At 67.4% G+C, this 18,624-nt stretch carries 19 protein-coding genes; 9 read left to right on the plus strand and 10 right to left on the minus strand.

Translation table 11 applies throughout. The annotated features are described in order from the left end of the window. Positions 1–108: 108 nt before the first annotated feature. Positions 109–867: a TrkA C-terminal domain-containing protein gene (locus LCF40_RS05780; RefSeq protein WP_224827719.1), complete on the minus strand. Its 759-nt coding sequence runs from the start codon at positions 865–867 to the stop codon at positions 109–111. A 785-nt stretch (positions 868–1,652) separates the two neighbouring features. On the opposite strand from LCF40_RS05780, the gene rpiA reads away from it, so the two are divergent. Next, the gene (gene rpiA, locus LCF40_RS05785) at positions 1,653–2,330 is read left to right on the plus strand and encodes a ribose-5-phosphate isomerase RpiA (RefSeq protein WP_224827720.1); all 678 of its coding nucleotides are present in this window, start codon (positions 1,653–1,655) and stop codon (positions 2,328–2,330) included. On the opposite strand, the gene LCF40_RS05790 is transcribed toward rpiA, so the two are convergent. The 3 genes from LCF40_RS05790 to LCF40_RS05800 all read right to left on the minus strand — a co-directional run bounded on the left by LCF40_RS05790 (position 2,327) and on the right by LCF40_RS05800 (position 3,463). Next, positions 2,327–2,767 carry a Rieske (2Fe-2S) protein gene (locus LCF40_RS05790; RefSeq protein ID WP_224827721.1) on the minus strand — a complete coding sequence of 147 codons (441 nt, stop codon included), beginning with the start codon at positions 2,765–2,767 and terminating at the stop codon, positions 2,327–2,329. The genes rpiA and LCF40_RS05790 overlap by 4 nt on opposite strands. Before the next feature lie 24 nt (positions 2,768–2,791). Next, entirely contained in the window at positions 2,792–3,193 is a 402-nt protein-coding gene (locus LCF40_RS05795; RefSeq protein ID WP_224827722.1) for a hypothetical protein, read from the minus strand. 102 nt (positions 3,194–3,295) lie between these two features. Then, on the minus strand, positions 3,296–3,463 hold the full coding sequence (locus LCF40_RS05800; protein WP_114577906.1) for a DUF1931 family protein: 168 nt from the start codon (positions 3,461–3,463) through the stop codon (positions 3,296–3,298). A gap of 238 nt (positions 3,464–3,701) precedes the next feature. Between LCF40_RS05800 and larB the strand changes: the two genes are divergently transcribed. The 3 genes from larB (at position 3,702) to LCF40_RS05815 (ending at position 5,045) form a co-directional block, all read left to right on the plus strand. Beyond that, entirely contained in the window at positions 3,702–4,454 is a 753-nt protein-coding gene (gene larB, locus LCF40_RS05805) for a nickel pincer cofactor biosynthesis protein LarB (protein ID WP_114577905.1), read from the plus strand. Between the two features lie 109 nt (positions 4,455–4,563). After that, entirely contained in the window at positions 4,564–4,713 is a 150-nt protein-coding gene (locus LCF40_RS05810) for a DUF7563 family protein (protein WP_224827723.1), read from the plus strand. Positions 4,714–4,793: 80 nt separating this feature from the next. Continuing rightward, on the plus strand, positions 4,794–5,045 hold the full coding sequence (locus LCF40_RS05815; RefSeq protein ID WP_224827724.1) for a GIY-YIG nuclease family protein: 252 nt from the start codon (positions 4,794–4,796) through the stop codon (positions 5,043–5,045). 1 nt (position 5,046) lies between these two features. On the opposite strand, the gene LCF40_RS05820 is transcribed toward LCF40_RS05815, so the two are convergent. Further along, a complete protein-coding gene (locus tag LCF40_RS05820) occupies positions 5,047–5,637 on the minus strand; it encodes an NADPH-dependent FMN reductase (RefSeq protein ID WP_114577903.1) in 591 nt (196 codons plus the stop codon). Positions 5,638–5,761: 124 nt separating this feature from the next. On the opposite strand from LCF40_RS05820, the gene LCF40_RS05825 reads away from it, so the two are divergent. Together LCF40_RS05825 and LCF40_RS05830 are read left to right on the plus strand one after the other, a co-directional pair. Continuing rightward, positions 5,762–6,337 (plus strand): hypothetical protein, encoded by a 576-nt coding sequence (locus LCF40_RS05825; protein WP_224827725.1) that lies wholly within the window; start codon positions 5,762–5,764, stop codon positions 6,335–6,337. Positions 6,338–6,433: 96 nt separating this feature from the next. Next, complete coding sequence (locus LCF40_RS05830) at positions 6,434–7,816, plus strand: phosphoglucomutase/phosphomannomutase family protein (protein WP_224827726.1); 1,383 nt, start codon at positions 6,434–6,436, stop codon at positions 7,814–7,816. Between the two features lies 1 nt (position 7,817). Here LCF40_RS05830 and LCF40_RS05835 read toward each other — a convergent pair whose 3' ends face one another. After that, positions 7,818–8,096, minus strand: a complete 279-nt coding sequence (locus LCF40_RS05835; RefSeq protein WP_224827727.1) for a DUF7577 domain-containing protein — start codon at positions 8,094–8,096, stop codon at positions 7,818–7,820. Positions 8,097–8,226: 130 nt separating this feature from the next. Here LCF40_RS05835 and LCF40_RS05840 point away from each other — a divergent pair, with 130 nt between their 5' ends. Further along, entirely contained in the window at positions 8,227–8,574 is a 348-nt protein-coding gene (locus tag LCF40_RS05840; RefSeq protein ID WP_224827728.1) for a hypothetical protein, read from the plus strand. Here the strand turns inward: LCF40_RS05840 and LCF40_RS05845 are convergent. The 3 genes from LCF40_RS05845 to LCF40_RS05855 all read right to left on the minus strand — a co-directional run bounded on the left by LCF40_RS05845 (position 8,571) and on the right by LCF40_RS05855 (position 10,414). Then, a complete protein-coding gene (locus LCF40_RS05845) occupies positions 8,571–8,975 on the minus strand; it encodes a GNAT family N-acetyltransferase (RefSeq protein ID WP_224827729.1) in 405 nt (134 codons plus the stop codon). The genes LCF40_RS05840 and LCF40_RS05845 overlap by 4 nt on opposite strands. Further along, positions 8,972–9,199, minus strand: coding sequence for a ubiquitin-like small modifier protein SAMP2 (gene samp2 / locus LCF40_RS05850; protein ID WP_224827730.1), 228 nt, complete (start codon positions 9,197–9,199; stop codon positions 8,972–8,974). Before samp2 ends, LCF40_RS05845 begins: the two co-directional genes overlap by 4 nt. A gap of 132 nt (positions 9,200–9,331) precedes the next feature. Continuing rightward, positions 9,332–10,414 (minus strand): DUF8173 domain-containing protein, encoded by a 1,083-nt coding sequence (locus tag LCF40_RS05855; protein WP_224827731.1) that lies wholly within the window; start codon positions 10,412–10,414, stop codon positions 9,332–9,334. A 96-nt stretch (positions 10,415–10,510) separates the two neighbouring features. Between LCF40_RS05855 and LCF40_RS05860 the strand changes: the two genes are divergently transcribed. Both LCF40_RS05860 and alaS read left to right on the plus strand, forming a co-directional pair. Continuing rightward, positions 10,511–13,588, plus strand: coding sequence for a replication factor C small subunit (locus tag LCF40_RS05860; RefSeq protein ID WP_224827732.1), 3,078 nt, complete (start codon positions 10,511–10,513; stop codon positions 13,586–13,588). Between the two features lie 69 nt (positions 13,589–13,657). Then, positions 13,658–16,432, plus strand: a complete 2,775-nt coding sequence (alaS, locus tag LCF40_RS05865) for an alanine--tRNA ligase (protein ID WP_224827733.1) — start codon at positions 13,658–13,660, stop codon at positions 16,430–16,432. 149 nt (positions 16,433–16,581) lie between these two features. Here alaS and LCF40_RS05870 read toward each other — a convergent pair whose 3' ends face one another. Beyond that, a complete protein-coding gene (locus LCF40_RS05870; protein WP_224827734.1) occupies positions 16,582–18,414 on the minus strand; it encodes a carboxypeptidase-like regulatory domain-containing protein in 1,833 nt (610 codons plus the stop codon). Positions 18,415–18,624: the final 210 nt, after the last annotated feature.

Genomic DNA, 18,624 nt, shown 5'->3' on the forward strand with positions numbered 1-18,624 from the left:
CTACCCAGTCGGCGATAAAATAAGTGCGTGATCGCGATCTACTCGAACCTACGGGTTTCCCGATCGTGGGCCCGGACCCAAATCGGTCGGATCGTTACATCGGGGTGCTTACTGATCGATGATTATTTCTTGTTCAGCGAGGATGTTTTTGTGTTCGTCACGCGCCTTATTGTGGGCCTCAACGTCCCCTTCGTTTCGATCTGCGAGTTCCTGTAATCGATCTTCTTTCCCATAGAGGATAACGGTATCTCCCGGTTGAATCTCTGTATCAGGATGGGGGGCACCGATATAGTCACCATTTCGTTTAATCCCGAGCAGGATCACCCCTTCCTCAGAGAGGTCCAATCCGCTGGCTGTATCATTTGCCAGCCATTCGTCTTCGTTGATCTCGATTTCGGCGACGCGATATTCACTCTGAAGACCGAGCACCTTCGTGTAATCTTTAATGGCAAGATCCGTCGTCTGGTCAAGCGCCAATTCGATAACCGGCGTCAATGCTCGATTCAATAGTTGGCTACGAGCGAGAAGAAGAATCCCGACAACGCCACTGATAACGTAGATGAGGGTAAGAAAGTCCTCGCCCTCGGCGTTGATAAACGAGAGAAGGAGTGTCGCAAGCGCACTCACAATCCCGATGCTTCCGAGTCGGATAAGCCAAATGACAATAGTTCGTCTGCTTGGCTCCGAGACCGTAAACTCTGCTTCTTCGGTCGTGTACCCCGCTCCCGAAAATGCTGATGCTGCCTGAAATGAGGCCACGTCCGGTGAGAGACCAGTCATTCGAAGTGCAATCGCTCCGATCCGAACCACGAATAGTGCGAGGGCAAAGATGATGAAAACGGACAGGATTTGAGTGGTCGCTACCATGAGATAGTGTTCTACAGAGAACTGTAAAAATACACAGTCCCCATTCAGCAAACGGTAGCGAGGAGCCTCCTTCCTCAACGAGCGACCGACGGGAGCGAGTAGGGTGGAGAGGAATCGCGTTGCGAAGCTGGACGAAACCGCAAGGCTTAGGCCGTCTCCGCCCGTTATGTGAGATACTGCCGTCCTCGCACAAGCCGGGGTCGGTAGGAGCCACGAGTAAACTGGCTCCCGTGGTGCGACGGCGTGGCCGTCGCACCCTATACTCGGGAACGACGACCGCGAACGGGTTCGATCCCCGTCCCCAGTGTTGGGGTAGAGTGAGAGAACACCGGGAATTAAATCGGCGGGACAATCCACGGAACGGATCCGGTAGGCGGGTCGCAGCAACAACTCCGACCCGCCGTCCGCCCGTGGACGGTAAGAGGAAGCCGGGCCGCGCCCTTGCATGGGGTTGCGGGGTACAATGTCGTTGCGGTAAAGCCCCGCCCTCAAGGAGTGACCGACCGCCGCAAGGCGGGAGGGTGCGAGTAGGGCGGGGTAGTTTACCGGGATCGCTATCTTAGCAGACCGTGTGTAACGATAGCTTCGGAGCGTGTCATACAATGGTTCTCAATAGCTACCGTTCGAAGAGAATAATTTGAATGAAACTCCCAACTACCGAGATCAACGGAGTCAGGCACGATGTGGAGGCTGTATAATCGCCGAGTAGAGGGTGTGAGACGAATTCTATGACACGCTATCGAGAAGCTACAACCCTTTTGTCGCCCCCGAACGTCCGTCGAGGCATGAAGGGCGAGGGTGGCTCCGAGGGGGCAAAGCGCCGGGCGGGCCAACGGGCGGCCCGGGAGGTCGAGTCGGGGTGGGTCGTCGGCCTCGGCACCGGCTCGACGGCCGCCCACGCGATCCGGGCGCTCGAGGACGCTGACGTCCGAGGGATCCCCACCTCCTACCAGTCCCGGGGGCTGGCGATCGAGGCGGGAGTCCCCCTGACGAGCCTGGACGAGGTCGAGGGGGTCGACCTCTCGATCGACGGCGCCGACCAGTTCGCCCGCGGGTCGGGCGCGTTGATCAAGGGCGGTGGGGGCGCACACGCACGCGAAAAGATCATCGACGGGGCCGCCGACCGGTTCCTCGTCGTCGCCGATCCGACGAAGGCGACCGACGTCCTCGACCGGCCGGTGCCCGTCGAATGCCTCCCCGACGCCCGCCCGGTCGTCGAAAACCGGCTTCGGGAGTGTGGCGGCGAGCCCGACCTTCGGGAGGCCGCGGGGAAAGACGGCCCGGTGATCACCGACAACGGGAACCTCCTGATCGACTGTGCGTTCGGCGCCATCGAGGACCCCGGCGGGCTGGCGACCCGGCTGTCGGCGATCCCGGGGGTCGTCGAACACGGCCTCTTCGTCGACCTCGCCGACACGGTCTACGTCGGAATCGAGGAGGGGGTCGAACGGATCGACTACTAGAAGCCGATGTGGGAGGTCGACCCCGGCATATCGTCGTCCCCGTCGTCGCCGTCACCGCTTCCGATCCCGCCGGCGTGGCGGAACCGGGCGTCCTCGTCGACGAGGTAGACCGAGCCGAGTTCGACGACCGTCTCGACCGGCCTGAGGGTAGTCCCGGCAGCCTCGCCGTTGTCACAGTCGCCCGTACAGGGCTCGAACAGCGAGCCGTGGCGGGGACAGACGATCCCCCCCTCGCGGATCGTCGCGCCGAAGCCCGGATCGAGACGCTGGGCCTCGTGGGGGCAGACGTTGACCCAGGCCTCGACCTCGGCGCCGTCGTCCTCGCAGGGCACCAGGATGACCTCCTCGCGATCCCCATGTCGGTCCTCGATGGTAAAGAGCCACGACCCCTCCTCGCGGACGGTCTCGACCGCCGTCAGTCGCGTGCGTTCGGCCACGCCCGGGCAGTGGGTCCCGCCGATTCAAAACGTTCCGGTCTCCTCGGGAGCGTCGGCTCGTCCCGCGAGCGCGGCGAGCAGGTAGACCGCTCCGAGCAGGCGCGCGAACGGCCGGACCCAGGGTTTGAGCTCGATCTCCCCGGCGTTCTCGTAGGCGGCCCCGAGGGCGACCGCGAGGGTCCGGTCCGGGGCAAGCGCCAGCGGGAGGCCGACGACCGCGAGCAGCCGACGGGCCGACGCCGGCACGGCACCCCGAAGGGCGAGGCGGACGAAGAGGAATCCCTCGAGGCGGGCGATCGGGACCGTCCACCGGCGAATGCGGGCCCGTTCGGGGTTCTCGAAGGCGAGCCGTTCGCCCCACTCCACGAGCCGGTTCGGCGCGACGATTTCGACGAGGCCGACGACGACGAGGAACGGACGGTACATACCTCTCCTACGGGCGCCGTCGACAAAAGCGGTTCCGCGCGGCCCGCCGTCGACAGCGGCCGCTGGCGGGTTCACGCGCGAAAAAACGGGGACTCGACGACCTTACAGGTCGCGGGGCTGGACCGTCTTCCGGTCGTTGTCCTCGGCGCGTCGGGCAGCGTCGGAGAGCAGTTCGTCGACTTCCTCGTCGAGGGCGTCGTAGAAGTCCGAGGCGACGTTCTTGTCATCGAGCGCTTCCTTGACGGCGGCTTTGACGATAAGGTCTGCCATACGATACCTCCTTTCCGTTTCCAGCTTATAAACGTTCTGTTTACATGCCGGATAGCGGGCGTCTCGCGGGCTCCCACGGCGATCTACCGGCTCCTGCCACCATAAAGTATATACGATGATGGTGGCACCGGCCGGAACGATCCGTCCGACCGCTCTGACCGGCCGCGATCGCCCGTCCGAGCCGCTCGCGCGCGCCACGGTCCGACGGATTCGAGTAGGCGCGGACCCGAGACGCGCTATGCGCGACATCCTCGAAGCCGTCGCGGCGGGCGAGCTCTCGCCGGTCCGCGCGGAGGCGGAGCTAGCGGGGTACGTCACCGGCGAGGCCGGGCGGTTCGACGCCGCACGGGGGGAACGCCGAGGGATCCCCGAGGCCATCCTCGCGGAGGGAAAGACGCCCGAACAGGTCGCCTCGCTTGCGGCGACCGCCGTCGAGACGACCGGACGGGCACTGATTACCCGAATCGACGACGAGGGGGCCGCGGCGGTCGAGGACCGTTTCGCCGGCGGGGACGCCACCCGAGAGCGGCGGGGATCGACGCTCGTGGTCCGCGGAGCCGACCGCGAGCCCGCCGAACTCGCGGCGACGGTGGGGCTCGTGACCGCGGGGACGGTCGACGGCCCCGTCGCCGACGAGGCCGAGGTGGTCTGTGCGGACGCCGGCGCGTCGGTCGACCGGATCGACGACGTCGGGGTTGCCGCCCTCGATCGGACCCTGGACCAGGTCGACCGGCTGTCGCGGGCTGACGTCCTGATCGTCTGTGCGGGCCGGGAGGGCGCTCTGCCGACAGTGATCGCGGGGCTGGTCGACACCCCGGTCATCGGCGTTCCCGTCTCCAGTGGGTACGGGTTCGGCGGCGACGGGCGGGCGGCGCTTTCGGGGATGCTCCAGTCGTGTACCGTCCTCTCGGTGGTCAACGTCGATGCGGGGTTCGTCGCGGGCTGTCAGGCGGTCCTGATCGCCCGGGCGATCGATGGCGCCGGCGAGTGAGGGTATCGAGAAAAAATCCTCCCGGAAGGAAAAAACCGGGTCGAATTTGGGAAAGAGTATTTAATCCTACGCCGAGTAGTTCGACGTGCCGGTGACGCCCGGCACGACCATGCCCGAGTGCAACCACTGTGGTGCGCACGTCTCCGAACGGTTCGTGCGGGTCTTCTCCGACGAGACGGGGGAGGTCCACGCGTGTACGGCCTGCTCGGCGAACGCGGGAATCGCCGAAGTGGCCCGGGAACGTGCCCGGAGCACCTGACCCTCCAGGACGCACCGCCGTCGATTACCACGCGCCCCCACGCCGCGACGCTTTTTGGCCCGCCGGATCCACACACCGACATGAGCGCTTCCCACGTCGTCTACGTCCTCTCGTGTGCCGACGACAGCCTCTACACCGGTTACACGACCGATCTTGAACGTCGGGTCGCCGAACACAACGCGGGCGAGGGCGCGAAGTACACCCGCGGCCGGACGCCGGTCGCGGTCGTCCACAGCGAGTCCCACGAGTCGCGGTCGGCGGCGCTCTCGAGGGAGTACGAGATCAAGCAGCTGAGCCGGGCCCGGAAGCTGGAACTGGTCGGCGGCGAGTAGATCAGTCGTCGGCCGCGGCCCGCGAGGTCGTCACGTCGGGTTCGATGAAGGCGTACTCCGCGAGCATCCGGCCGAGCTTCTCGACGCGCTCCTGGAGATCGGGGTCGACGAACCGACGGCCGTCGATCGCGTCCGGATCGGCCTCGAACTCGCCGGAGGCCCCGCGGATGCCGACCTGGTGGGGGAGCACCCAACCATGCACTCCTCGAACCGTGATCCGGAGGTGGTCGAGCGTCGACCCGTAGGAACCCCCGCCCGCCGAAGCCAGCAGCCCGACGGTGGTGTCCTCGAACTCGTCGAAGCCACAGTAGTCGTGGAAGTTCTTCAGTGCACCCGAGTACGAGCTGTGGTAGACGGGGGTGCCGAGCGCGACGGCGTCGGCCTCCCGGACGATCCGCATCGCCTCCTCGCCGTCGCCCTGGCCGTCGACGTCGGGGTCGTAGACCGGAAGGTCGTACTTCCGGAGGTCCAACAGCTCGGTCTCCGCGCCGGCCTCCGCGGCGGCCCGGAGGGCGTACTGGAGGGCGGTTCGGGTGGTGCTCTCGTCGCGGAGGCTTCCGCTTACCGCGACGACGCGTGGGGCCGAACTCATACCTCGAACTACCGGTCCGGACCGGAAAACGCCGTCGGATCCCGGGGACAGTTCGAGGACGGGCGCTCGACAGTGCCCGATCATTTTCCGACAGGGCTATCCTGGGCGACGGGCCAGAGCGGACATGGAACCCGTCTCCGGACCCACGAGGCGTCAGGTCGCCCTCGGCGTCGCCACCCTCGCGGCCGGCCTCGCCGGCTGTCTCGGCAGTCTCACCGACGACGGCGGCCACGAGCACGAACACGACGATCCCCCCTGGGAGTGGGGCGGGTCGTACGAACTCGAGTCAGGGGTCTACACCTACACGTATCACGAGGGACCCGACCCGGAGATGGACCTCGCGTTCGTCCCCGCCGAGGAATCCGACGACCACGGCCTCTTTCATGCGGGGGAGACGGCGACGGAACTGTTCGAGGCCGACGACGCGGACACGGTCGTTTCCGACGGCGACGCGATACGACCCTCCTCTGAGACGCTGTATCGCATCGAGTTCGAGTCCGCCGGCGAAACGACGATCGAGTTGCGCGTCGGTTCGGACGGGCCCTATTCGATGTTCACCGCCCACGTCCCCGACGAGTTCGACGCGAAACTCCGCGCTCCGGCCGGCGACGAGATGGCGCCGGAGGCGACCGAACTGCGTTCGGGCCACGACCACGGGAACGACGATCACGACCACGAAAACGACAGCCACGATCACTGACGACCGACCGGTCGGTCCGGCAGCAACTCCGACCGGCCGGGCCGGGACGAGCACGCGTGCGTCGCCTTTTTCGCACCGCGTTGCGAGTGAGAAGACATGGAACCAGAGGCGATCACGTTCGGTACCGACGGCTGGCGGGCGACCCTAGACGAGTTCACGACCCCCCGGGTTCGGATCTTCGCCCAGGGCGTCGCATCGTATCTCCGTGAGGAGGGTCCGGAAGGCCCCGTCGCGGTCGGCTACGACGCCCGCGAGAGCTCGCCCGCGTTCGCCGAGGAGATCACGCGCGTGCTCTGTGCGAACGGGTTCGACGTCCTCCTTCCCGAACGGGATCGCCCCACCCCACTCTTCGCCTACGGCATCGTCGACCGGGACCTCGCGGGCGCGGTCGTCGTCACCGCCTCCCACAACCCGCCGGAGTACAACGGCGTGAAGTTCATTCCCGGAGACGGCGCGCCAGCACTCCCGCCCGTGATGGACGGGATCGAGGACCGACTCGCCGAACCCGAGACCCTGCCCGAGGACGAACACGGCTCGGCCCGCGAGGTCGACTTCGTCTCGCCCCACGCCGACCAAGTCCGCGAGCTCGTCGACACCGACGGTATCTCCGGACTCTCGGTCGCCTACGACGCCATGCACGGAAGCGGGCGGGGGACGACCGATACCCTCCTCGAACGAGCGGGGGCGGACGTCTCCCGCCTGCGCTGCGAACGGCGGGCGGACTTCGGCGGCTCGCCGCCCGAACCCGCCCCCGAAAATTTGGAGGAACTCGTCGAGCGGGTCGAGGGAGGCGACGCGGAGGTGGGGATCGCAAACGACGGCGACGCGGATCGGATCGCGGTCGTCACCCCCGAGCGGGGCTACCTGGACGAGAACCTCTTTTTCGCCGCGCTGTACGACTACCTGCTCGAGGACGACGCGGGCCCGGTCGTCCGGACGGTCTCGACGACGTACCTGATCGACCGGGTCGCCGAAGCTCATGGCGAGTCCGTCCGGGAGGTCCCCGTCGGCTTCAAGTGGATCGCTCAGGCCATCGAGGAGGAGGACGCGCTGGTCGGCGGCGAGGAGTCGGGCGGTTTCACGATCCGCGGCCACGTCCGCGAGAAGGACGGCGTCCTGATGGCGGCCGTCGCCGCGGCGATGCATGCCGTCGAACCGATCGACAACCGGGTCGACCGGCTGCTCTCGGCCCACGGCACCGTCGTCCAGGACAAGACGAGCGTCGACTGTCCCGACGACGAGAAGGAGCGAGCGATCGCCGAGCTCGAGGACCACATTCCCGAGGAGGTGCGGGGGGTCGCAGTCGAGGACGTCGTCACCGCCGACGGCTTCAAGCTCCTGCTCGCGGACGGGTCGTGGCTGCTCGTCCGCCCGAGCGGCACCGAGCCCGTCCTCCGGGTGTACGCCGAGGCCGAGGACGGCGAGCGCGTCTCGGAGCTGCTCGCAGCGGGCGAAGAGCTGCTCGGGACGGTCGTGTAACTCACTCGCGGCCGAACGGCCGGGATCGGGCCGCCGCCGAGACGGAATCGGCGTCCGGCAGCTCTCCCGCGCAGTTCCCGCAGTAGCGGTAGTCGGGGTCGTTTCTCCTCCCACAGCGGACACACCGGCCGGGGATCGACGAGGGGCCGGTCGCGTAGTTCGTCGGATCGTACTGGGCGGGGAGGACCGCCTGCCGGGGCGGGCTGGCCAGGCGGTCGAGAGCCGCGTAGACGAGGACGAGGGCCACCCCGAGAAGCGCCGCCCAGATCAGCCATTCCATCCCCTGTCCGTAGACGGCCCGTGGCAATAAGTGTCACCGGGAGCGGGCCGCGGCCGCGAACCGCCCCAACCGGTGAGCAGGTTGCGCTCTCCGGGTCGAACGGTATCCGGGTCGAGGCCGAAGGGGTGGTATGAGCGACACGGACGACCACGCCATGATGGAACTGGACGCCGACGCCTGGCACCAGGACGACGAGGGCAACCACTACATCGACTGCCCGGAGTGTGGGTCGGCGGCGACGCTCTCGAACGTCGTCAACCACGGTCGGTGTAACGCGTTCATGGACCAGGCGGAGTCGGATACCGAACTCGACGAGACGGAATTTTCGTGCACCGCATCGCTCTCGCTCGAGCTCCGGTACACCTCCGAGCCGCCGGGCGAGTCCGACCGCGAAACCGCCGAGGACCCCCAGGAGCAAGCCGACGACGTCGACATCGACGACCAGGCGTCGGGAACCGAGGGCGCGCCCTCGAACTAATCGAACTCGCCCCGGTACCGATCCTCGTCGTCGACCGGCTGGATCGCAAACCCCAGCGACTCGTAGAACGGCTCCACGGAGGCGTCGAACTCGGCGACGAGCCGGCCCTCCCGCTCGCCCGCCGCCTCGACGAGCGCGCGGCCGATCCCCCGGTCGCGCCGGGAGCGCCGGACCGCGACGGCGACGACCTCCCACCCCCCTGCGATCGGCTCGCAGACGAGCGTTCCCAGCGGCCGTCCCGTCCCGCCATCGCCGCCGTCGCTCCGGACTGCCAGGAGGACGTCGCCGGCCTTGATCCGCGCGTCGAGGTCGGGGACCGAGAGCACGGCACCGTCGACGAGTCGGCGGACGGCGAGGCGGTCCCCGGGCGTCGCCGTCCGGACCGCGACCTCCTCGCTCATCCCCCCTTTATCAGCCGGAGGACGGTCACGCGCTCGGCCTCGACCGGCCGGTCCTCGGGAACCGGCCTGCCCTCGACGAGGACGGTCGCCTCGTGGGGGCTGAGTTCGACCGCCGAGAGGAGGTCGGCGTACGTCGGCGTCTCCGGGGGCGCCCCGCCGGCGATCTCCTCGAGCTCGACCTCGCGGTCGTCCTCGCCGGCGACGGAGACGGTGACGGTGGTCATGGCCCGAGTTTCGTCCGGTGGAACTTGAGAACGTCGGCTTTCACGGGGACGTGCATGGAGACGTGGGCTCTGGAAACGGCGGTTCCACCGATGGTTCGGCACCGACCCGGTGTGGCCTATTCAGGCGGGTTCTCAGAGGCCGGGCGAGGGCTCGCGCCGGCTACCGCGCGCGTGGACGTACAGCCCCACTGCGAGCGCGCCGAAGCCGAGCAGGAAGATCAGGAAATTGATCAGCCCGCCGAGGTAGGGCACCAGACCGAGGACGGCACCGGCGATCAGGCCGACGACGAGCGCGAGCCAGCGGTTCCCGATCCCCGCATACGAGAGCAGCCAGGCCGCGACGGCGAAGCGTCCGTAGACGATCCCGATCCAGACGGAGAGCGCGAAGACGAGCGAGCCGACGAGCGTGATCGGGATGCCGATCACCGTGATCGCGACCGCGATCAGCACGACCGGAACCGCGACGAGGACGCCGATGCCCGCGAGCCCGGTCCGAACGGGGTCGTCGGCGACCCGCTCGGCGACCCCCGTCGAGAACCGTGGGAACAGCGCGAGCAAGGCGGCACCCAGAAGCAGGTGCAAGAGGAGCGCGTAGGCGTCGAACAGCCAGGAGGCGACGGGGCCGATCGTCGGTCCGACCTCGACGCCGACCGTCGAGTCCCGCGTCAGGTCGCCCGCGACCGCAGCCTCGTTGCCCTCCAGATCGCCGTCGTAGCGCATGTCGCCGGCGATCGACGCTCCATCGCCGAGCACGATCGTCTCGGCGCCGACGCTCACATCGCCCTCCACCGTCCCCGCCAGACGAACGTTGCCCGCGCCGGCCTCGACGTCGCCGGAGACGGTCGCACCCTCCGCGACGAGGAGGTTGCCGGCCGCCGCCGAGACGTCGCCGGAGACGGTCCCCGAGATCTCGACGTTGCCGGCGGCGACGGAGACGTCTCCTTCCACGGTGCCGTCGATGTAGACGTTGCCCGCGAGCCCGCTCACCGATCCCTCGACCGTCCCGCCCTCCTCAACGATGATCGTTCCCGCGACCGCGGCTATTTCGTCGACGGTCTCGCCGTCGGCGACCGTGACTGTGCCGCCGACGTTCGACTGGGCCGGCTGGGCGGTCGTCCCGTCGGCAGCGCCGGGGACACCGGCGACCGGAGCCGAACCGACGAGGACACAGACGAAGCACACGGCGGCGAGCCGGACGGAGGGAGCTTCGAGCATGGACTCCCCCACCACGCAGGAGGACTTAAAGGTTGAACGGGTGACACGGGGCGGCCCCTTCGGGGTACTTATGGGCGGGCCACCCCTCCGACCGGTATGAGCGAGGCCGACGCCGCCGACAGGGAGGGCACCCCCGGCCGGACCGACGTCTGGATCGAGAAGTACCGCCCCGAACGGCTCTCGGAGATCAAGGGCCACGAGGACGTCGTCCCCCGTCTCGAGCGCTACGTCGCCACCGACGACCTCCCCCACCTCATGTTCGCAGGGCCGGCAGGGACGGGGAAATGTGTTACCGGCGAGACCCCGGTGCTGACGAGCAACGGCGTTTCCCCCATCTCGGAGGTCGTCGGCGACGTCGAGGGGTTCGATCAGCCCGAGGACGACCTCGAGATTCTCACCTACGGATCCGACGGCGACTTCGAGTACACCACACCATCCCAGGTCTTTTCCAAGGAGGCCTCCGACCTCATCTCGGTCGAAACCCGGGACGGAAACGAGATCACGGTCACGCCCGAACACAAGCTCTTGGTAGCCGACGAGGAGGGGCTCTCCTGGCGGGAGGCAGGATCACTCTCGGGCGGGGAGCGCATCGCTAGACCCCTTTCGATGCCCGTCGCGGACGACGATCCGGCGCTCGACTGGCTCTCCACGATGGACGGCGACCGGACGTTCGTCACCGTCTCGGAGTCGTTCGCCAAGGAGTACGCGATTCCGGCCGAGGAGAACTACGTTGGCCAGAAGAAGACGGTGATCGGTGGTCTCCGACGGGGCGACTCCCTCGAGGAGATCACCGAGGAACACGACGTCTCCCGAAAAACTGCAGGGAACTACGCCCGATCGCTTTCGATCGACCTTGAAAGACCGTCCACGACGTGTTCGCTCTCGTTCCTTCGTGGGCTCGACGCCGACCGATCGGAACTCGAAGGCCACGTCGAATCAGTCCGATACGTCACCGACTACAACCAGCGATCCGATCCGATTACACCGCCCTGGGAGCTAACGCCGGAGCTGGCACGCTTCGTCGGGCTCGCGATCAGCGAGGCTCGAATCGAGAACGGACGCATCAAGTTCTACAACACCGACGACGCGCTCCTCGATGCGTTCGAGCGCCTCGCAGAGGTCCTGTTCGGCGTCGAGACGACTCGAGGAACCCAGAAGGACGTCCTGTATGTCGAACTCCGGACCAAATCCCTTCATCACTTCCTCGCGTCGTGTTTCGGCGTCTTCGGCGACTCAATCGAGATCGGATCGACGCTCGTCCATGCCCCGGCGGAGGTTCGGGCGGCGTTCCTGCAGGCGATCTTCGATTCGGAGTCGTACGTCGCCGACCAGGGAACGATCGAACTCACGCAGAAAGACGAGTCGCTAATCACCCTCTGTTCGTACCTGCTCGCTTCCTTCGGGATCCCGACACGCCGAAAGCGAGTCGAGAAGGCGGCGACGAACGGCTCGGGTCCGAAGCGGGAGTACCACTCGCTGTACGTCTCGGGAACGTCCCACATCTCGCGGTTCGCGGACGAGATCGGCTTCACGATCGACCACAAGCGCGATCGACTCGCCGACGCGACGGCTGGAACCGGGAACCCGAATCACGATACGATTCCGGCTCAGGAGGCCATCGACGACCTCTGTGAGATGCTCGCCCTCGATAAGGGACCGTTGGTGACCGGGAGCCTGAACCCCGACAGGCCCGGCCGCGAGTCACACATGGAGGACATCGACCGCGTCCTCGACGCAGCATCCGAGCGAATCGAGACGGCCCAACGAGTCCGACAAGAGGTCGAGTCCCTCCGCGGCGAAATCCGTTCTTTGAGCGCCGTTCTCTCGACGTGGACCGGTGATCGCGCCATGCTCGAACCCCTCGAGACGCGAACGGATATTGCGGAGACGACCGGAGTTCGAACGGACCGATTGCTTGAGTATGCCGACGGCCGACGATCCCCGACCGCGAGCCGCGCGGGCGAGTTGCTCGTGACCCTCGGCTCCCGGCCCGACACGCCGGATACCGACAGCGTCCAGACGGTGCTCGGGTCGTCGATCGAAGCGCTCGGCGTTTCGGACAACCGCGTTGCGGAGAGAACGGAGTTGCTCGGTCGGGACGTCAGAAACCTGATCGAGAGCGACGGTCACGACCTCGCCACCCTCGCGCGGTTCGATACGGTCGCCGAGCGTATCCACGACGTCGCCTCGGAGATGTGCTCGATGGCGGTGATCGAACGACTCTCCGCACTCGATCGCCTCTCGCGGGACACGCTCTACTTCGATCGCGTGACCGAGGTCGAACCCGTCGAGGGGAGCAGGCGCGTCTACGATCTCACGGTTCCGGGAACGCGAAACTACGTCGCCGGACGGGTTCCGACGGTGATGCACAACACGACCGCGGCACAGGCCATCGCCCGCGAGATCTACGGCGAGGACTGGCGCGAGAACTTTCTCGAGCTCAACGCGAGCGACGAGCGCGGGATCGACGTCGTCCGCGACCGGATCAAGAACTTCGCGCGGACGAGCTTCGGGGGGTACGACTACCGGGTCATCTTCCTCGACGAGGCCGATGCCCTCACCAGCGACGCCCAGTCGGCGCTGCGCCGGACGATGGAGCAGTTCTCGAACACGACCCGCTTCATCCTCTCGTGTAACTACTCGAGCCGGATCATCGACCCGATCCAGTCGCGGTGTGCGGTCTTTCGGTTCACCCAACTGAGCGACGAGGCGATCGAGGCCCAGATCGAGGAAATCGCGAGCGAGGAGGGCATCGAGGTGACCGACGACGGCGTCGAGGCCCTGGTGTACGCCGCCGCGGGGGACATGCGCAAGGCGATCAACGGGCTCCAGGCCGCCGCCGTGATGGGCGAGCTCGTCGACGAGGAGACGGTGTTCGCGATCACTTCGACCGCCCGCCCCGAGGAGGTCGAAGCGATGGTCGATCGCGCGATCGCGGGCGACTTCACCGCCGCCCGCGCCGCGCTCGACGACCTCCTCACGGATCGGGGGCTCGCCGGCGGCGACGTCATCGACCAGCTCCACCGCTCGGCCTGGGAGTTCGATCTGGCGGAACGGGAGACGGTCCGCCTGCTCGAGCGGCTTGGCGAGGCCGACTACCGGATCACCGAGGGCGCGGGCGAACGCCTCCAGCTCGAGGCGCTGTTGGCCTCGCTGGCCCTCGAAGACGGGTAGGTGTCGCGGGAGCCGCGGAACGGCCGGTGCGCAACTGTTTTACCGTCTCCACGGCCAACCACACCTATCATGAGCGCTCTCGAGGAGGAGTACCGTCTCGACTACTTCGAGGAGGAGGGGTTCGAGCGCAAGGAGTGTCCCTCCTGTGGCGCACACTTCTGGACGCGCGATCACGACCGGGAGACCTGCGGGGAGCCCCCGTGTGCGGAGTACGAGTTCGTCGGCGATCCGGGCTTCGACGAGCCCCACAGTTTGGAGGAGATGCGCGAGGCCTACCTCTCCTTTTTCGAGGACCACGGCCACGAGCGGATCGACCCCTACCCGGTCGCCGCCGAGCGCTGGCGCGAGGACATGATGTTGACCATCGCCTCGATCGCCGACTTCCAGCCCCTCGTGACGTCGGGGGAGACGCCGCCGCCGGCGAACCCCCTCACCATCTCCCAGCCCTGCATCCGGATGCAGGACATCGACAACGTGGGGAAGACGGGCCGGCACACGATGGCCTTCGAGATGATGGCCCACCACGCGTTCAACGCCCGCGAGGACGTCGAGGGCGAGTACGCCTACGAGGGCGAGGTCTACTGGAAGGATCGAACGGTCGAGCTCTGTGACGAACTGCTGGAGTCGATGGGCGCCGACATCACCGAGGTCACCTACATCGAGGACCCCTGGGTCGGCGGCGGCAACGCCGGCCCCGCCATCGAGGTCATCTACAAAGGCCTCGAGCTGGCGACGCTCGTCTTCATGTGCATGGAACGGGACCCCGAGGGCGAGTACGAGCTGAAGGACGGGAACCGTTACTCGTTCATGGACACCTACGTCGTCGACACGGGTTACGGCCTCGAACGCTGGACCTGGATGTCCCAAGGAACGCCGACGGTCTACGAGGCGGTCTACCCCGAGATGATCGCCTTCCTCCGGGAGAACGCCGGGATCGACCATACGGAGGAGGAGGTCGACCTTGTCAACCGCGCCGCGCGGCTCTCGGGGAACCTCGACATCGACGACGTCGACGACGTCGAGGCCGCCAGAGGCGAGATCGCCGCCGAACTCGGCATCGACGTCGCCGAACTCCGCGAGCTCGTCGAGCCCCTCGAGGCGATCTACGCGATCGCCGACCACTGTCGCACCCTCGCGTACATGTTCGGCGACGGGATCGTCCCCTCGAACGTCGAGACGGGCTATCTCGCCCGGATGGTGCTCAGACGGACCAAACGCCTCTGTGACACCGTCGGCGTCGACGCGCCGCTGGACGAACTCGTCGACATGCAGGCCGAACGCCTGGGCTACGAGAACCGCGATACGATCCGGGACGTGGTCCGTTCGGAGGTCGAGAAGTACCGCGAGACCCTCGAACGCGGGGGACGTCGGGTCGAGGCGATCGCCGAGGAGTACGCCGAGCGAGGCGAGCCGATCCCGACCGAGGAGCTCCTCGAGCTCTACGACTCTCACGGCATCCAGCCCGACATGGTCGCCGAGATCGCCGGCGAGGTCGGCGCCGAGGTCGACCGGCCCGACGACTTCTACAGCCTCGTCGCGGCCCGCCACGACACTCCCGAGGAGGCCGAGGCCGTCGAGGGGAGCGGGGACGACCGGTTCGACGACCTCCCCGAGACCGAGACGCTGTACTACGACGACCAGCAACGCACCCAGTTCGAGGCGGTCGTCCTCGACGTCTTCGAGCGCGAGGAGGGGTACGACGTCGTGCTCGACCAGACGATGTTCTACCCCGAGGGCGGGGGCCAGCCCGCCGACCACGGCACGCTCTCGACCGACGACGCGACCGTCGAAGTCCGGGACGTCCAGCGCGAGGATGGCGTCGTCCTCCACCGGACCGACGGCGACCTCGGGAAAGGCGAGTTCGTGAAGGGTCAGATCGACGTGACCCGCCGCCGGCGGCTGATGCGCCACCACACCGCGACCCACATCGTCATCCACGCTGCCCGGGAGGTCCTGGGCGAGCATATCCGCCAGGCCGGCGCCCAGAAGGGCATCGACTCCTCGCGGATCGACGTCCGCCACTACGATCGGATCTCGCGGGCGGAGGTAAAGGAAATCGAGGGCGTCGCCAACGAGATCGTGATGGACAACACCTCGGTGAGCCAGGAATGGCCCCACAGAAACGAGGCCGAGGCCGAACACGGGTTCGACCTCTATCAGGGCGGCATCCCGCCGGGGACGAACATTCGACTGATCCACGTCGCCGAGGACGTCCAGGCCTGTGGCGGGACCCACGTCGCCCGCACGGGCGACGTCGGCGCGATCAAGATCCGCTCGACCGAGCGCGTCCAGGACGGCGTCGAGCGGCTCACGTTCGCGGCGGGCGACGCCGCGATCTCGGCGACCCAGGAGGTCGAGGACGCCCTCTACGAGGCGGCGGAGATCCTGGACGTCTCCCCCCAGGAGGTTCCCGAAACCGCCGACCGCTTCTTCGAGGAATGGAAGGCCCGGGGCAAGGAGATCGACGATCTGCGAGAACAGCTCGCTGCGGCCCGCGCGGGCGGCGGGGGCGGCGGCGAGGAGGTCGCGGTCGGCGAGGCGACCGCGGTGATCCAGCGCATCGACGCCGACATGGACGAGCTCCAGGCGACGGCGAACGCGGTCGCCGAGGACGGCACGATCGCGGTGATCGGCAGCGCCCGAGACGGCGCCCAGTTCGTCGTCGCCGCCCCCGAAGGAACCGGCGTCGACGCTGGCGAGGTCGTCTCCGAACTCGCCGCCCGGGTCGGCGGCGGCGGCGGCGGTCCGCCCGACTTCGCCCAGGGCGGCGGGCCCGACGGCGAGGCCCTCGAAGAGGCCTTGGCGGACGCACCCGACGTGCTCCGGCGGGTTCTGAACGCCTGATTCTACGGGCTCGTCGGGAGCGACGGCACACGACCGTCGGGATGCCCGGCGGACCGAACGGACCGCTCATAGGGTCGGTTCCAAGTCAGTGCCCCGTCGATCGCAACACGGTGGCGCGATCGAACGGTACACCGTTGTAACCGACCCTCTCAGAGCTCGATCGTGATCGGCTCGTCGCGGTCGCCGGCGACCCGGACCTGTTCCTGGGGGACCCGGTTGTAGCCGTCGGCGCGTGCGGATATCGTCCACTCGCCACACCAGGTCGTGATCTCGACGGTGCCGTCGGCGCCCGTCTCGCCCGTCGGGTTCTCCATGAGGCCGTGGTCGGGCCGCGCGACGTCGACGGAGACGGTCGCGTTCTCGACGGGGTCGCCCGTCCCCCCGTCGACGACCTCGACCGGGGCGGTACAGTCCTCGGGCTCGACGACCGCCCGAACCTGGACCGTCCGTGGGTCCTCGCCGACCGTGACGACCGTCGCCATCGGGTTCGTCCGGTAGAGTTCACGCTCGTAGGCGACGATCCGGTACTCCGCCGGCTCGACGTCGAAGGAGGCGAGGCCAGTCGGTCCCGTCTCGGCCTCGAGTTCGCGGCCGGTCCCGTCCTCGCGTGCGACCGAGACGGTCACGCCGGAAACCGGCTCCCCCGAAACGGGGTGGACCGCACGGACGGTGAGCGCCGCCTCGCTTTGGGCCTGGAGTTCGACCTCGATATCGGTGTCCATCCGGTGGTCGTGTTCGAGGGTCGTCCCTGCGTAATCGGGGTGGTCGATCTCGATCGTGTACGTGTTCTTGTAGATCACGTCGCCGTAGACCCCGTTTCCGTTCGTCTCGCCGGAGAACTCGAGGGGAACGTCGCCCGGGGTCGGTTCGCCGGTCCCGAGGACGGAGGCGCCCTCGATCGGGTCGCCGTTCCCGTCGACGACCCGGAGGGTCAGTCCCGCGGTTCCGGGCTCGCCTTCGGCCTCGAGGGCGACGACGACGTCGCTTTCGCCCTCGTGGCTGTGTTCGACCGTCTTCGTGACGTAGTCGGGATGTGAGACCTCGATCGTGTACTGGTTTTCGTAGATGACGTCGTCGTAGAGCCCTTCGCCGTCGGTCTCGCCGGAGAACTCGAGGGGGATGTCCGCGGGGTGGGAGTCGCCGACGCCCGCGACCTCGGCGCCCTCGATCGGGTCGCCGACCGCGTTCGTCACCCACAGCCGCAGCAGGGAGGTGTCGGGCTCGCCTTCGGCGGACTCGAGTTCGACGGTGAGTTCGCTCTCGCCGTCGTGGACGTGATCGACCGTCGCCGACTCGAAGTTGGGGTGGCTGACCTCGATGGTGTACTCGTTCTCGTAGACCTCGTCGGTGTAGACGCCCTGGGCGTCGGTCTCGGCGACGAACTCCGTCGAGACGTCGGCCTCGAGGGACTCGCCGGTGCCGTGGACCGTCGCGCCCTCGACCCGTTCGCCCGCCGGGCCGAAGACCGTCACGGTGATCGGGTGTTGGGGTGGTGCCTCGACGTCCCCGCTGCCGGCCGGGTCGTCGTCGGTGTCGTTGCCGTCCGTTTCGTCGTCCGTCCCGTTGTCATCGGTGTCGTTGCCCTCGGACTCGTTGCCGTCGGTGCCGTTCGTCTCGCCGTCGGCATCGTCCGTGCCGTTGTCGGTGTCGGTATCGTTGTCGTCGTCCGTCCCGTTGCCGTCGGTCTCGTCGTCGCCGAACCCGTCGCTCGTCCCGTTGTCGCTGTCGTCGGTGTCGTTGTCGTCCGTCTCGTCGGTTCCGTTCTCGTCGAGACCGCCGTCGTCGGTATCGTTCCCGAGGTCCTCCCCGTCGGACTCATTGCCGTCGGTGTCGTTGCCGTCGCTGTCGTTGCCCTCGGTATCGCTATCGTCGGTTTCGTTCTCCTCTTCGTCCCCGTCGAGGGGCTCGGCCGCACAGCCGGCGAGCCCGATGGCGAGGGCGGTCGTCCCCGAGAACAAAAGCTCCCGTCGATCCAGTTGCATACGTGATACTCGTTAGCACTGATAGAAAACGTTTCCGATGCGATCGGTTACCGGTGCCCGTCGGGAGCATCCCGGCAGCATCGCGCATCCCGACCCCGTTCGCAGGAACGCCCGGTTCGTCCACAGAAAAATAATATTTATGATAGTTCCCGGCGGGACGGAGCCGGCCTAGCGCCGGTCCCAGTAAGGCCCTCCCCTTCCGCCAGCCTG

Source organism: Saliphagus infecundisoli (assembly GCF_020177375.1).
Lineage (GTDB): Archaea > Halobacteriota > Halobacteria > Halobacteriales > Natrialbaceae > Saliphagus > Saliphagus infecundisoli.

What these genes read in the sequence shown, in the direction of transcription:
- LCF40_RS05780 (WP_224827719.1), bottom strand. Translation starts at nt 867, where the DNA reads ATGGTAGCGACCACTCAAATCCTGTCCGTTTTCATCATCTTTGCCCTC.
- rpiA (WP_224827720.1), top strand. Translation starts at nt 1,653, where the DNA reads ATGAAGGGCGAGGGTGGCTCCGAGGGGGCAAAGCGCCGGGCGGGCCAA.
- LCF40_RS05795 (WP_224827722.1), bottom strand. Translation starts at nt 3,193, where the DNA reads ATGTACCGTCCGTTCCTCGTCGTCGTCGGCCTCGTCGAAATCGTCGCG.
- LCF40_RS05800 (WP_114577906.1), bottom strand. Translation starts at nt 3,463, where the DNA reads ATGGCAGACCTTATCGTCAAAGCCGCCGTCAAGGAAGCGCTCGATGAC.
- larB (WP_114577905.1), top strand. Translation starts at nt 3,702, where the DNA reads ATGCGCGACATCCTCGAAGCCGTCGCGGCGGGCGAGCTCTCGCCGGTC.
- LCF40_RS05810 (WP_224827723.1), top strand. Translation starts at nt 4,564, where the DNA reads ATGCCCGAGTGCAACCACTGTGGTGCGCACGTCTCCGAACGGTTCGTG.
- LCF40_RS05815 (WP_224827724.1), top strand. Translation starts at nt 4,794, where the DNA reads ATGAGCGCTTCCCACGTCGTCTACGTCCTCTCGTGTGCCGACGACAGC.
- LCF40_RS05820 (WP_114577903.1), bottom strand. Translation starts at nt 5,637, where the DNA reads ATGAGTTCGGCCCCACGCGTCGTCGCGGTAAGCGGAAGCCTCCGCGAC.
- LCF40_RS05825 (WP_224827725.1), top strand. Translation starts at nt 5,762, where the DNA reads ATGGAACCCGTCTCCGGACCCACGAGGCGTCAGGTCGCCCTCGGCGTC.
- LCF40_RS05830 (WP_224827726.1), top strand. Translation starts at nt 6,434, where the DNA reads ATGGAACCAGAGGCGATCACGTTCGGTACCGACGGCTGGCGGGCGACC.
- LCF40_RS05835 (WP_224827727.1), bottom strand. Translation starts at nt 8,096, where the DNA reads ATGGAATGGCTGATCTGGGCGGCGCTTCTCGGGGTGGCCCTCGTCCTC.
- LCF40_RS05840 (WP_224827728.1), top strand. Translation starts at nt 8,227, where the DNA reads ATGAGCGACACGGACGACCACGCCATGATGGAACTGGACGCCGACGCC.
- LCF40_RS05845 (WP_224827729.1), bottom strand. Translation starts at nt 8,975, where the DNA reads ATGAGCGAGGAGGTCGCGGTCCGGACGGCGACGCCCGGGGACCGCCTC.
- samp2 (WP_224827730.1), bottom strand. Translation starts at nt 9,199, where the DNA reads ATGACCACCGTCACCGTCTCCGTCGCCGGCGAGGACGACCGCGAGGTC.
- LCF40_RS05855 (WP_224827731.1), bottom strand. Translation starts at nt 10,414, where the DNA reads ATGCTCGAAGCTCCCTCCGTCCGGCTCGCCGCCGTGTGCTTCGTCTGT.
- LCF40_RS05860 (WP_224827732.1), top strand. Translation starts at nt 10,511, where the DNA reads ATGAGCGAGGCCGACGCCGCCGACAGGGAGGGCACCCCCGGCCGGACC.
- alaS (WP_224827733.1), top strand. Translation starts at nt 13,658, where the DNA reads ATGAGCGCTCTCGAGGAGGAGTACCGTCTCGACTACTTCGAGGAGGAG.
- LCF40_RS05870 (WP_224827734.1), bottom strand. Translation starts at nt 18,414, where the DNA reads ATGCAACTGGATCGACGGGAGCTTTTGTTCTCGGGGACGACCGCCCTC.